This window comes from Chryseobacterium shigense (assembly GCF_014207845.1).
GTDB lineage: Bacteria > Bacteroidota > Bacteroidia > Flavobacteriales > Weeksellaceae > Chryseobacterium > Chryseobacterium shigense_A.
Genome location: NZ_JACHLC010000001.1, coordinates 1,845,616 through 1,859,676, shown reverse-complemented (window position 1 = coordinate 1,859,676; position 14,061 = coordinate 1,845,616). Strand labels below are relative to the sequence as shown.

General features: G+C 37.4%; 10 protein-coding genes. 4 read left to right on the top strand and 6 right to left on the bottom strand.

All coding sequences use genetic code 11. From position 1 onward, the window contains the following. Positions 1-81: 81 nt before the first annotated feature. Positions 82-696 (top strand): 4'-phosphopantetheinyl transferase family protein, encoded by a 615-nt coding sequence (locus HNP36_RS08520; protein ID WP_184158468.1) that lies wholly within the window; start codon positions 82-84, stop codon positions 694-696. On the opposite strand, the gene HNP36_RS08515 is transcribed toward HNP36_RS08520, so the two are convergent. From HNP36_RS08515 to porU, 3 genes are all read right to left on the bottom strand, one after another. After that, on the bottom strand, positions 677-2,941 hold the full coding sequence (locus tag HNP36_RS08515; protein ID WP_184158470.1) for an FUSC family protein: 2,265 nt from the start codon (positions 2,939-2,941) through the stop codon (positions 677-679). The genes HNP36_RS08520 and HNP36_RS08515 overlap by 20 nt on opposite strands. 188 nt (positions 2,942-3,129) lie before the next feature. Then, complete coding sequence (porV, locus tag HNP36_RS08510; protein WP_184158472.1) at positions 3,130-4,293, bottom strand: type IX secretion system outer membrane channel protein PorV; 1,164 nt, start codon at positions 4,291-4,293, stop codon at positions 3,130-3,132. 60 nt (positions 4,294-4,353) lie between these two features. Continuing rightward, positions 4,354-8,253: a type IX secretion system sortase PorU gene (gene porU, locus HNP36_RS08505; protein ID WP_184158474.1), complete on the bottom strand. Its 3,900-nt coding sequence runs from the start codon at positions 8,251-8,253 to the stop codon at positions 4,354-4,356. Between the two features lie 164 nt (positions 8,254-8,417). On the opposite strand from porU, the gene gldJ reads away from it, so the two are divergent. Together gldJ and HNP36_RS08495 are read left to right on the top strand one after the other, a co-directional pair. Beyond that, positions 8,418-10,019, top strand: a complete 1,602-nt coding sequence (gene gldJ, locus HNP36_RS08500; protein ID WP_184158476.1) for a gliding motility lipoprotein GldJ — start codon at positions 8,418-8,420, stop codon at positions 10,017-10,019. A gap of 65 nt (positions 10,020-10,084) precedes the next feature. After that, the gene (locus HNP36_RS08495) at positions 10,085-11,356 is read left to right on the top strand and encodes a UDP-N-acetylmuramoyl-tripeptide--D-alanyl-D-alanine ligase (protein WP_184158478.1); all 1,272 of its coding nucleotides are present in this window, start codon (positions 10,085-10,087) and stop codon (positions 11,354-11,356) included. Here the strand turns inward: HNP36_RS08495 and HNP36_RS08490 are convergent. Further along, positions 11,349-11,960 carry an NUDIX hydrolase gene (locus tag HNP36_RS08490; protein WP_184158480.1) on the bottom strand — a complete coding sequence of 204 codons (612 nt, stop codon included), beginning with the start codon at positions 11,958-11,960 and terminating at the stop codon, positions 11,349-11,351. The genes HNP36_RS08495 and HNP36_RS08490 overlap by 8 nt on opposite strands. 40 nt (positions 11,961-12,000) lie before the next feature. Between HNP36_RS08490 and HNP36_RS08485 the strand changes: the two genes are divergently transcribed. Further along, positions 12,001-12,390, top strand: coding sequence for an SRPBCC family protein (locus HNP36_RS08485; RefSeq protein WP_184158482.1), 390 nt, complete (start codon positions 12,001-12,003; stop codon positions 12,388-12,390). A gap of 29 nt (positions 12,391-12,419) precedes the next feature. Here HNP36_RS08485 and HNP36_RS08480 read toward each other — a convergent pair whose 3' ends face one another. Then, positions 12,420-13,463: an anhydro-N-acetylmuramic acid kinase gene (locus HNP36_RS08480; protein ID WP_184158484.1), complete on the bottom strand. Its 1,044-nt coding sequence runs from the start codon at positions 13,461-13,463 to the stop codon at positions 12,420-12,422. A gap of 1 nt (position 13,464) precedes the next feature. Next, on the bottom strand, positions 13,465-14,061 hold the full coding sequence (gene lptC / locus HNP36_RS08475) for an LPS export ABC transporter periplasmic protein LptC (RefSeq protein ID WP_184158486.1): 597 nt from the start codon (positions 14,059-14,061) through the stop codon (positions 13,465-13,467).

Genomic DNA, 14,061 nt, shown 5'->3' with positions numbered 1-14,061 from the left:
GTAACCTCCCTCTTCCTGCATCCCTCTTCCATCCCTTTCAACTTCCACATCTTTTCACTACTTTTATCGAATAAAAAAACGATGCCCCTTTACCGAGATTTTTCAGATGACAACGCCACAATCCTCGTATGGAAATATGATGAAAGTGAAGAACTTGATATCAGCGAGCTTCTGGAACCTGAAAACGCCGAAAAGGTAAAAGATTACCATCCTAAAAAACTGCTGGAAGTATTGATGGTACGTAAACTTTTAAAAGGTTTAAAACCTCATTCCAAAATATTATACAAAGAAAGGGAGCCGTTTTTGTCACCTAAAGATGCTGAAATTTCTATCACTCATTCATTTCCTTTTGCCGCGATAGCTATCTCCAAAAACAAAATAGGCATTGATATTGAAAAATTCAATCCAAAGATTCTGAGGGTTATTGATAAATTCACTTACGAAAATGAAAGAGGTTTTATTCCTGAGAATAATTCCGTGACGTTTTATACTATAATATGGAGTGTGAAGGAAAGTATGTACAAAATCCATCACTCAAAATACTGGTCTCTCAAGAAAAATTATGAAGTGAAGCCGTTTGAGCTTAAACATCTTCATAAAATAAGCTGCAGGGTTTATGATGAGCAATTTTCAGATGAGTTTAAAGCCAGAGTGGAATTTTTTGATGATTATTGTTTTACGATTGTGGAAGAGTAGAATCTGCCTCGTTTTTGTATTTTTCTATTACTTTTCTCTGCTCTTTGGCAACATCGTAGATCAGTTCCAGGATATCATGGATGTTTTTAAGCTCTGTTAAATGTGATATTTTATCAGGATCTCTTCTGTCAACAAGATCATTTTCCTCAATTTCCGTTTTTCTTTTCAGAAGCATGTCTTCAATGGAGGAGTCTTCCGGTTCCAGGCGGCTTTCCATTTTTAAAGCTTCATTGATCTCGTTTCCGTTTAGCAGAGCAGAAGTCTGCTGCATTTCTGCCTCTATCTTTCTGCTCCAGCTTTCGGCATCAATTTCAGGATATTTTTCATTGTTTTTGGAATATTGAGATAGGGAAGCCGTATATGCCGTGATGAGGTGCGATGTAGCCACAAACTGGTGCACAACTTCCAGTTTTTTCCGTTGATTCTTAGGTTCAGAGATCATTCTCTGAAAATTATCCGAAAGATTGGCCAGTGAAATGATGGCGTTTTTCCTTTTCATTTTATAATCTTCAATATCAAAGCTGCCCTGTAAGAATTTGGAAATAACACTTTCAAAATAGATCAGGTTATCTGCGGCAGATTTTTTCATCAGATCAAGATTCTGGGTATGTTCCCAAACCGGAAGCACAATATAGGATACTGCAAAAGCAATGACTCCAGCGATGAGTGTATCTACAATCCTGTCCTTGAAAATTACATTTACATTTCCGGGGTTTAAAAAATTAAAGCTGAGGAAAATATAAATGGTCATGAACAGTACAGCCCAGAAGTAACGTCCTTTCAGAAAGCTGAAACACATAATCATGCTCAAAAGCAAAATCGTAAATAAAAGAGCGTTGATGTGGATGAAATGCAGGATTGTATAGGCTATAACCGCACCGGCAATAGTTCCGTAAAGACGGAGAAGATTCCGTTTTTTGGTAATAGAGTAGGCGGGCTTCAGTATCGCGGTAATGGTGATTAGTATCCAATATGTATGGCCAAGTCCCAGGAAATTGAACATAGAGAAAAGATACCCTACCAGAAGGGCGGTCGTAATTCTTATCGCATGTCTGAAATGGGATGATGATAGTGAAATATTGTTCCTTAGAACTTTGAAATTGAGCTTTTCTTCATTAGGCATGAATTTTTTTAAATCCAGACCGGTGGAAAGACTTTTGGCCAGTTTAATATCCTGCGAGAAAACCTTATAAATCTCATTGATCTCTTTGGTAATTTCATTGATGCGCATCAGGATCTGGCGGAGAACCATAAAGTTTTCCAGATTATCGGAACTCAGTTGCTTATTGCGAAGCTCAAAATAATGGTAATTGAGGTTTTTCAGCTCAAACTCCAGATCGAATATAGGCTTGGCTCTTGTTCCTATCTGTAAAGAGATCCCGATATTGGTAATTTCTTCGGCAAGCAGGTTGAGGTAATCATGGATATTAACCAGGATCATGCTGTCTTCAAAGCTCTGCTGCAGTTTCTGATAGTCGCTTTCAGATGTCATCAGTTTTTCATGAAGGTCCATTGAATTCAAAAACATCAGCATCAGAAGACGGCTGGTTGTTGTGGATTCATTAACAATGGTTCTGGTCTTGAAAACGGTTTCTCTTGTTTCTTCCTGAAGGTTTTTGATCCCGATCTGCTTGGCAATAACCTGGGTTGTTAATTTATCAAAATCAGGATTTTTCTGATAATAGTTGGCCTTGATCTTTAAAAATTCTGCAAGCTGGAGATAATTTTCCCCGATCATCTGTCCCGCCAGTTTATAAGGCTGGATTGTTGTAACTATAAGAAAGATCAGCAGGAACCATATACAGCCGGATGCGAAGATCAGCAGGCTTTTAAAAATATTACCTCCCGTAAGATGCCCATCGATAAAAATCGCCAAAACAACAAGGGATAATGAACCTACAGCAGCAAGCCTCTGTCCGTAAACCCCAATGAGAGAGAAAAATATCCCGAATACAATAATTTCTGTGATGACCAGAATTTTAAAATTCATGACCAGGCTGGCAATAAGCGCCACAAAAACAAAACAGACTATAGCAAATGTTAGAGCGTTTCTTCTTCTGATAAAAGGGCCGGGCTGATCACAAAGGGCAACAAAGCTGGTTCCAAGCGGAAAAAGGAAATATTCTTTCAGGATTCCGAAGTGGGCGAGAACCAAACAGGGCAGAACAGTTGCCAGTGTAATTCTGATGGCAGAATATACATATTGACTGGTAACGAATTTTTTGAGTTCTGCTGAATAATTCATACTGCAAAATTAATTATTGAAAACAACAAAAACCTTATAAAAGTGAGACTTTTGCAAACTTATATATTATATTTCTGTAATAGCCGGAGAGTGAATTGTGAATTTTGCTTTACAAGTTTGAAGTTAATTCTTTACCGGCATAAAAAAAGCCTCATCATGATGAGGCTTTTTTATACTGTATAATGTTTTTAATAATCTACATTAGATGTTTCGTCACCAATGTTCCAGGTAAGACCGAAACGAAGCGTGTTATCCAAAGCAGTATTGATTTTTGACATATTGATCAGGTAAGAAACATCAAGCCCGAAAGAACGGTATTTTAATCCGATACCGGCAGTAGCAAACTGTCTTGCTCCCTGCTCTTCACTTTCGTGGAAGTAACCTGTTCTTACAGAGAATGCATTGTCATAAGAATATTCCAAAGCACCACTGTACATGATACTGTTCTTGTTTTTGAAAGATTTTCCGATTCCGGCGATAGGACCTACGTTAGGAATCTCATATCTGGGTTGTCTTGTATTAGGATCTATTCCTACATATTCTGATCCGGGAACAAGAATTTTTGAACCTTCTACACTAAGCCCGATTCTGTTCATATCATCCATATACATATCGTATCCAATTCCTAATCTGGCCATAGTAGGCAGGTAAGATCTGGATTCTTCATTTCCTGTATAATCTAATTTCGGACCTAAGTTCTGGATTGCGAAACCGGCATTTACTTTACCGTCATATCCTCCGAAACTTGAAAATCTTGGAGAGGTATAGTATCCTGAAACATCTACGGCAAAACTGTTGGCAGCTTTAAGGGTAGTGTCTGTGTTGAAACCTCCGGCTAAATCTGAACGGATGAATCTACCGGTAACAGCCATTGAGTAAGAATCTGAAAGTTTCAGACCGTAAGCAACGTCAATGGAGAATTCATTAGGCTTTGAAGTACCCATAGAAGTTACTTCTGAACCTACCAACTGGGTAAGGTCTACTTCACCCATGTTGAAATAATAGATACTTGCAGAGATTGTAGATCTTTCTTCCTGTCCTAAAAATTTATGGAATGCACCATATAGTAAAAATACATCATTGGTAAGTTTCCCCATATAAGGTGTATAGTTAAGACCTATAGAAGAACTTGTTCTGCTAAAAGGATATTTTGCCGCATTCCAGAATTGTGAAAATGCATCCGGTGAAGTTACCACCCCCTGGTCTCCCATACCTCCAGCTCTTGCATCTGGTGCAATTCTTAGAAAAGGAGCTCCGGTCAATACTGGATTTATTTTACTTAAATCTTGCGAATAGCCTAAAAAACCAGCACTTAAACCAAATCCCAAAAGCAGTTTAGTAGTTAAATTCATATGTTGTCTTTTATATATTATCAGTTTTTTATAAATATTATTATCTATGTATTATTTAATTTATTTCAAAAGTACCATTTTTTCTACAGCTGTAGCACTTCCTTTGCATTTTTCTTGATTTTGACTTTTTGCAAATATCTTAAAAATATACGTACCTTTTGCAACAGTTGCCCCAAAATCGTCTCTTCCGTCCCATTCAATTGCCTGGCGTGGCGTTCTAAAGCCCTGTAGGAACGGTTCTGCAACTACCGGCTGAGATAAAGTTCTTACTAATTTTCCTGTTATGGTATAAATTTGAACATTTACATCTAAAATATCATCGCAGTTATGCTCAAACTGGATGTATGTTTTATTGGTAAACGGATTCGGCCAGTTCAGCGGTCTGTTGATGATCAGATGCTGATCGGTTTCATCCTTAACTTCAAAGTTTAACGTAGCAGTTGTAGAATTATTGTTTATATCCCAAACTTTAAATGTTAATTGGTGCTGTCCTATTGCAAGATTTCTGAAAGGGTAAGTTACATTTCCTTTCTGATAATCTGCAAGCCCCGGGCTTAAACATCCGTTTCCTTCCCCTGAGGCAAAGAAATCATTCAGAATAATTGTATTGATGATCTGTCCGTCAAGGTAAACCGTAACATCATGACCCACACCCGATCCTGTAGAGTTGATTCCTGTGTCATCTGTAATACAAGCCAAAAGCATCGGATTCTGGTTGGTGATTCCTCCGTCTGCAAAATTGGTGTTATTCATATACAGTTTTACTTTTGGAGGTTCATTATCATTGATTCCGTTGGGATTGATATCTCCTACCTGTACTGCCTGATTATTGAATACATCTGTTGCCCTGTTATCTGCATAACCCAATATTCTTCCCTGTCCTACAGCATAGTTGATATCTTTCGGAACATAGAATTCCACGTTAAATACTCCGTTTACAGCTGTTCCTGAAGCTTTAACAATAGCGCTTCCTTCTTCTGTATAATCCATAACAGGAGCTAATACTCCGTCGTTATTTAAAGTTTTTTTGTTTAATCTCTTATCAAAAATATTGATGGAAACCCTTCCGTTGAATGTTGTGTTCAATGTTCCGTTAGGATTATTGATGTGGCCTTTCACTTTAATGAAATCCAATCCTCTGATAAGTCCCGGAACAGGAGATTCTATGTTATCTATTACAAGCTGTCTCTGAGGTCTGCTCAGTTTCATAGCCGGATCTCCAAGTAAATTTACTTTAAGGTGGTCGATGCTGGATCCCTTTTGTTTTTTAGCATTTAAATGAGCATATCCTAGAGTTTCAAAATCATCATTGACTAATTTGAAAATATTCTTGGTATAAAGATCAGTAAAGTTACGTCCGTAATCTACTCCAATAGCACGGCTTGAAGTAATCATAGCTGCAGTACCCCCTTGTTTAAGTTTAATAAACTGTTCTCCTGCAGAAGATGTATTAGGCTCATCCCATAATGTAAATTCGCAGGTAATAGTAGATACAAACGGAAATCTGCTGTATACATTGGAGAAGTTATTGGAATTCTGAATCTCGGTACTTGTCAGTACTCTTTCCTGTGCCCATCCGTTGATACCTCCATGTCCGAAATAGAACAGATAAAGACTGTTCCCGATGTCATTTGAAATGGCCTGGGTCACCTGAGGAAATCTTTGTCCTGCTGCAGTACTTTGGGCAGGGAAAGCATCCAGATACAACTTTCTTACGTTATATTCTTTCAGGTCTTGCTGTCCGGGCTGTTCAAAAATACTGGACAACGTATTATTCATTACTTCATGAAAAGGACTTCCGCCGTCTTTATCATCATCTACCACAAAATCAAGCTTCATTCTCCATTCTCCGAAAGGGGATGACTGTCCCGGAAGAGCATTGTAATAAGCAAGAGTTTTATTGATCATATTTCCGGCTTCCGTCACGTTAGCGGCAGGAATTCTCCCTACAGGCAGGTCCGGCAGGTTATTTTCAATAGAAGATGTAGTCTGCGGCTGTGTCATTACAATATAATCATCCGTTACAAAAGAACCTACAAAATCTGCTGAATTCTCACCTTCGTAGCTGGAAACAATATTGGAATTCCCTGAGATTCTGTTTTTATAATCATAAGAGGCATCTCCTAAAATGAACACATATTTAAGTCTTGCGCTGTTATTAAGTTTGGTTACAAAATCTCTTATTGCCGTAAGATCCCTGCTTCCGCTTCCGAATTCATTGTAAATTTTAGAAGCATCCACAACCTCTACCGTATAATTGTTTTTGGTCTGATGATAGCTGGCCAGTCTCTGTGCCTGTGCCATCATCTCAGGAACTGTAATAATAAGGTAATCTACATTCTGTAGTCCTGAAAGGTCCTGGTTCGCAACTCTTTCCACAAACTGTGGGTTGTAGGCGGCATCCGCACGGAAAGCTACAAATTCGTTATTGAAATTAGGATCTGAAGTAATATAACCGAAGTTAAAATTTCCTGCACCTGCCTTGTTTACTCTTCTGTTGGCATTCGTAATATCAGTTACATCCCATACCTGTTCAAGGTTTGCAGCATTGGTAATACCGAAACCGTAGCTGATATTGGTTCCGCTGATAAGCGAGAAATCTCTGAAGCTTAACTGTGATCCGTTGAAAGTAAGGTTTTCTTTATACTGTACCTCCGCATAATCGAAATGGAAAGCTCCGTTAGGATTTACGGAAATATTAGGAGCATAATTCAGGGTAATCTGGTTTCCGCTCAGATTGGATATTGTTCCGTCATATTTCATCTGATAAAAATCAAATCCATAAGTTGGGGTATTAGCCGGAACAGACTGAGTGATCGGATTGAGATTATTGATCTTAAATTCAACTGAATTCTGCTGTGATCTGTAGCCTACTACCTGTGTTCTGTATTTTATAACATCACCGGGCTGTATAGGTGAACCGGTGGTAAATGTAACCGCTTTGTCTGTATTGAACGGCGCCTCTTCCACCCAGATTCTTCCTACTTTTAAAAGATTTATCTGGTCATTGTTGATTACCTGATAATTATCGTATCTGTTAATCAGGCTCCCTGCCGGCAGATTGACATCAACCGGTTGCACTCTTTTGCCGGCACCTTTATCAAAATTAATAAAGTAGTAAGAAAAATCTTCATATATATTTTTGAGATTATTGCTTCTGTCTGTTCGTGTATCTATTCTTTTGAAGCCATTTCCGTTAGATGTATCATAAAGATTGTATCCGTTTGGCCCCTGGGCATAGAACAGGGCATAATCTCCGTCATTCCATACACCGTCTTCTTCACCTACCACCTGGATGGCATTTTCCTGAAGTGCGCTGTATTTTGTATCCTGGTTGTATTCAGGAAGCATTACACCGCCGTTTCCATAGATCCTGAAATTTTTCGGATTTACAGAAGCCGGATTAATACCGTTATCTCTTAAAAACTGTGCCGTAATTTTAAAGATCCCGGATCTGTCTACTTTGATTTTATAAAAACCTCCGGAAGCAAGAGGATTGTTAGTTGTTCCTATTTTATTTGCATTGCCCGATCTGAAATTATTGGGAGCTGCTGTTTCAGAAATGTTGAATGAAGAAAGTCTTTGGATACGACCCTTTACATTCTTAAATAAAGCCACACTGATGCTGGCATATCTCTCTCCCTCCAATGTATAATAGGCCACATCTGCAACTTCGTAATCCGGTAGCCTGCCTTTGTCAAGATCATATAAATCCTTACTGGAAACGTTTTCCCAGGCCATATCCGAAACTTTCAGCTGCTTTTCTCCTATTTTTTGTTTAGTTATGATAAAAACATTATTTTGGCTGAACGAAAAACCTTCATTTTTGAAATTTGGAAGATTTAATTTTGTTTCACCAAAATCCTGGATTTTAGAGCCTTCCCATTCTATGGCTTTTCTCTGGGCCCAAAGTGTTGATACAAAAGAGAATAGTAATAAAAAGGTGATTTTTTGTTTCATGTTTATTATTGAAATTTCTGAATTACAAATAAAATGAAAATTTTAGAATTAAATTGTGATACAATAAAATTAATTTGTTAACGTTTTTCAAAAAAATCAAATGTTTACTTGATTTATTGAATAATTTATTTTTTCTTTGTACTTTGAAAATATTTATATCGACTATGAAAAAACTAAAGTTGTTTTCATTAATAGCATTAAGTTCTACACTTGCATTAACCAGCTGTGGCGGATCCGGGACCAGCAAAGGAGGCGGTACTAAAAAATTTGTCAGCAAGACAGGTTGGAAACCAAACGAAAAACAAGGTTGGTTTTTTGCAGGAAAGCAACAAAAACAGAAGGGGTGGCCAGGAATGGTATATGTAGAAGGTGGAACTTTTACAATGGGATTAGTGAAAGATGATGTTATGCATGATTGGAATAACACACCGCGCAGAATGCAGGTAAGTTCATTCTTCATCGGAGAAACAGAAATTACTAACTACGAATACCGCGAATACCTTACATGGTTGAAGTACGTATTTCCACCAAGTGACCCTAGCTTCAAGGAGATCTACAACGGTGCTTTGCCGGATACTCTTTTATGGGACAACAAATTAGCCAGAAACGATTATAATGAAACTTATCTTCGTTCTCCGGAATTCGATTACTACCCGGTAGTAGGAGTTTCCTGGACTCAGGCAAACAGATATTGTGAATGGCTTACAGACAGAGCGAATGAAAAAGCTTTAATGCAGGCCGGAGTTATTGCTAAAGATTTGTATATCAACGAATCCAATAACCAGGGTGGAACTGCATTCAATATGGATAAATTCAAAGCGAATGATCCGGAAATGCAGGGATATATCAACGAGAAAAGAATGCAGCAGAAATCCGGTATGAAAACAACCAACCAGAGACTTCTTGCAGCAAACAGAGCTCCTAACGCTTCAATGGTTCAGAAGTTCAGACTTCCTACCGAAGTTGAATGGGAATATGCAGCTCTTGGTATGGCCAAAAACAGAGAGTATAACCAATATTTAGGTAAAAAACCTGAAATTGAAACTCTTACAGGTAAAAAAGGAAGAGATAAAGGAATGTACCTTGAAAACTTCAAAATGGGAAGAGGTGACTATTCCGGTATCGCAGGATGGAAAAATGACGGAGCTGCACAGACAGCAGACGTAAGACAATTCCCTTCTAACGATTTAGGAATCTACGGTATGTACGGAAACGTTTCTGAATGGACTGCCGATGTATACAGACCTATTATTGATGAAGATTTCAGCGATTTCAACTATTATAGAGGTAATATGCCTCAGGCTATCGTAAAAAACGGAGACGGAACTTACAAAATGATTGATGAGGGTACCATTAAATATGATACTTTATCAGACGGAAGATTAGTTTACAGAGGTCTTCCGGGACAGTTTGAAAGAGAAACCGTTGCCGATCTTAGAAACTACAGAGATGGTGACAGACAGTCTTCTTTAGAATATTACAGAGCTTCAGACTCAGCTTCTTCATTTGATATGTACAATTCTCCTCAAAAAAGATTTATTGTAGATGGAGCAGGAAGAGTAAAACTTCAGAAAGATACTAAAGACAGAACTTCTGCGGTATCCAATGATGTAAGAGTTGTAAAAGGAGGTTCTTGGCAGGATACAGCATATTGGTTGGATCCGGGACAAAGAAGATTCAAAAATCAGGGCAAGGCTTACGGATGGATCGGTTTCCGTGTTGCGCAAGATGCTAGAACTAACGATAAAGGTAGAACTAGAAGATAATATTTATCAAAAAATACTTATAAAAAACCTTCCGGATTTCCGGAAGGTTTTTTTATTTTTGAACTATGAATATAGAACAGTTTTATCCTTTATTTTTACAGTCAGATAAAGTGACTATCGACAGCAGAAAAGTCGGTAAAAATGATATTTTCTTTGCCTTTTCCGGTGAAAACTTCAATGCTGCAACCTTAGCGGAAAAAGCTGTTGATGATGGGGCTTTGGCCGTGATTGTAGAGAAACAGGAATTTGAAAATAAAGACAGAAATATTTTCTATGTTCCTTCTACACTGGAACTTCTTCAGCAACTGGCAATTCACCATAGAAATCAGCTTAAAATTCCTGTTATAGGACTTACAGGAAGTAACGGAAAGACAACTACGAAAGAAATCATACATGCAGTTCTTTCTGAGAAATTCAACGTACAGTATACTTCCGGAAACTTAAATAATCATATTGGAGTTCCGTTAACCATACTTTCAATCAAGCCGGAGCATGAAATGGCAGTAGTGGAAATGGGAGCCAATCATCAGAAGGAGATTGAACTTTTATGCACTATTTCACAGCCGGATTTCGGATATATTACCAACTTTGGAAAGGCTCATTTAGAGGGATTCGGTGGATTTGAAGGAGTAATCAAAGGCAAATCTGAATTATATGATTATTTGAAAAATCATCATCAAACCATTGTTGTCAACGAGAATGATCCTATACAGGTAGAAAAAACTGAAAATTATACTCCAAAGATTACCTTTGGGAAAGATAATTCTGATTATCATTTCGGATTACTTTCCGAAGAACATTTTGTAGGATTGGAATATCAGGATACAAAAGCAGTTTCAAAACTTACAGGTGAATATAATTTTACCAACCTTTGTGCAGCCGCCAGTCTGGGACTTCATTTCGGGATCAGTTTTGAACAGATCAGCCATGCTATTGAGAATTATACTCCAACGAATATGCGTTCGCAGGTTGTGAAAAAAGAAGGAAGAACTTTGGTTCTGGATACCTACAATGCCAATCCAAGCTCTATGAATGCATCTCTGCATAATTTTGCAACTTTTGAGGGAAGCAAGACTGTTATTATCGGTGATATGCTTGAATTGGGAGAGGAGAGTGGAAAAGAACATCAGAATATCCTGAAGCTTGCCAGGGAATTAGCTTTTGACCAAATTATAACTGTAGGTAAGCATTTCAAAACTGTTGATTCTTCGTCACTGTCTTTTGAAAATACAACAGAATTAATACAATATCTCCAACAGAATAAAATTCATTCTGAAAATATCCTTTTAAAAGGTTCACGGGGGATTGCGCTTGAAAAATCTATTGAATTTATTTAAGCCTTGAGTACTGAAATTCCTTTACAATCAGTTTAATGTTTTTGAAAGTACTTGGGAAAACTTCATCCTCTATCTGGGTGGTGTTTTTCCAGGCTACTTCAGTAATCCCTTCTTCTATCTGAGGTTTTGAGGTATCTTCCCCATTGAAATTCATTTCAAACCAATGGGTACATTTAAGGATTTTTTCACCGTTTCTTTCGATATAAATGTGATAGGTTGTATTGATAAATTTCACTAGCTCCACATCCTTTAATCCGGTTTCTTCTTCAATTTCCCTTACAGCCGATTCTTCTCGGGATTCGCCCTTTTCCATTTTACCTTTCGGAAGATCCCATTTGCCCAATCTTTTAATGAAGAGAAGTTCTCCCTGAGGATTGTTTACCAAACCTCCGGCAGCTTCTATAATCCTGAAAAGCTTTTGAAACTCTGCCCAGATTTCTTCAATATTCTCACCAAAAACATTTAATTCTTTTAATGATGTATTTTCCAGAAGATCCAGAGCGATCTCCAGACTTGTGACGTTTTCATATCTAAGTACCTTTTCTAAGTTTTCAGATTGCTTAGACAGTAATAATTTTTTTTCGTTCACAAAAACTTTATACATATATTTGTAAGAATTAGAATTTAAATACAAAAATAAAAAAATGAATTTAGAAGGACGAAAAATTATTGTCAATAAATCATCTAAAGAGCTGTCTGAAATATTGAAATACCCTGAAAACTATAAAGATTTTATGCCAGACGGTCTTCAGAAATTTGAAACAAGAGATAACGGATTCAAATTCGGACTTCAGGGCATGCCGGAAATCGCTTTGAAAATAGATGAAGTGAATGAGCAGAAGGCAGTTTTGAAATCGGCAAGTTCAAGTCTGGATTTTTCATTAACAGCTACCTTAAACCCTGTGAGTGAAAATCAAACTGAGGTTCAGATGCTTTTTGAAGGAAAATTCAACCCTTTTATCAAAATGATGGTAGAAAAACCGCTTCAGAACTTTATCAATACATTAACAGATAAGATCGAAGCTTATAAATAATAAAAGAACCTTCAGCAATGAAGGTTTTTTTATGCCAAAACCCCGGAACTGTGATCTTCAGTACTTCCGGTTGCGGAAGAAAGAACGTTGTTTTCGTTATTCATCTTTAAAACGCCCATAAAAGCAAAGATAAGTGCTTCTTTATAATCAATGATCTCCTTTTCAGGAATGATGATTTGCGATTCTGTTTTTTCTCTGATTTTTTCAATAAGATAAGTGTTGTAGCTTCCTCCGCCAGTACAAAGAACATTCTGTAAATTGTTTTGATTGATAATATCTGAGATCTGTAGGGCTGCATGCTCAGTAAAAGTAGTAATGGCATCTTCAGCTTTATTACTTTCCAGAAGTGGAAAAATAAACTCATTGCACCATTCAATACCTAGAGATTTAGGATGGGGCTGGCTGTAAAAATCTAAGGAATTAAGTTGTGCTAAAAGTTCATCATTAATTCTGCCTTTTCTTGCAAGATCGCCATTTTCATCAAAGTTTTTATTGAATTTCCGGGCAAGTCTGTTCAGTACGATATTTACCGGAGCAATATCAAATGCTATTCTTTTGCCGTTCTGTTTTAAAGAGATATTGGAAAATCCGCCCAGATTTAAGCAGGCATCATATCCAGAAAAAAGCAGTTCATCACCAATAGGAACTAAAGGCGCTCCGTTTCCTTCCATGAGCACATCCTGACTTCTGAAATCATAGATAACAGGAAGTTTTGTTTCTATTTTAATGGCTCTGCCGTCTCCAATCTGTAGTGTAAATTTCTTTTCAGGCTGATGAAAAACCGTATGGCCGTGAGATGCGATCAGGTCGATATTTTCAAGCTGATTACGGTGGATAAATTCTTTAACTTTCTCCGCCAAATAAAAACCATATTCTGAATGAAGTTCCAGTAATTCCTGTGAAGACAAATGGATAGAGTTTCTGAGCTTATCTTCCCAGTGCTGGGGATAGGGAAGAGTTTCGGCATTTAAAATCTGAAAATTCCAGTTATTCTTTTTTTCAAAAGAAGCAAAACATAGGTCCAGACCATCCAGACTGGTTCCGGACATAAGCCCAATAGCCTGAAACTTCATATTACTGCGGTGTTTTTTTTTCTTCGAGCCTTTTTGTACTGAAATCTCCCGAGTTATTAAAGAAAGCATATTCGGAGAAATCATCTTTGGCGGTCATACCATTGGCGCCAACCAGCGTAGAACCGTCCTCCATAGTAACATACACTGTATCTTTAGTGTAAATCCTGTTTTTTTTCTGATCCCAGTAAATGCTCTGCATGGCAAAGCGCTGTCCTTCATTAGTAGTAATTTTTACATCACCTTTTGCCTCATAAAATTTTTTGTACTCAAAAATACGGGCATATTTAGCGGTAATTTTACCGGGTATTTTAGGTTTCTTTTTGTCGTAAAATTCTATATTGATGCCTTTTCTGGCTACTACATAGGGGCTGTCGATCAGTTCATATTTTTCGATGATCGGGGCTTTAGCTTTCAGAGAAATAAAACCTGAATCCCGCTGTATAATATTGGCATTATTGATAATCTGTGACGGGAAGTTCTTGTTTTTATTGCCGTTGGCTTTGGTAAGATCTTCTTCACAGGATGTCAGTATAAAAAATATAGCACAACTAAAAAGGCATGCTATATTTTTATATGATATTTTTTTTGAAAAATTCAT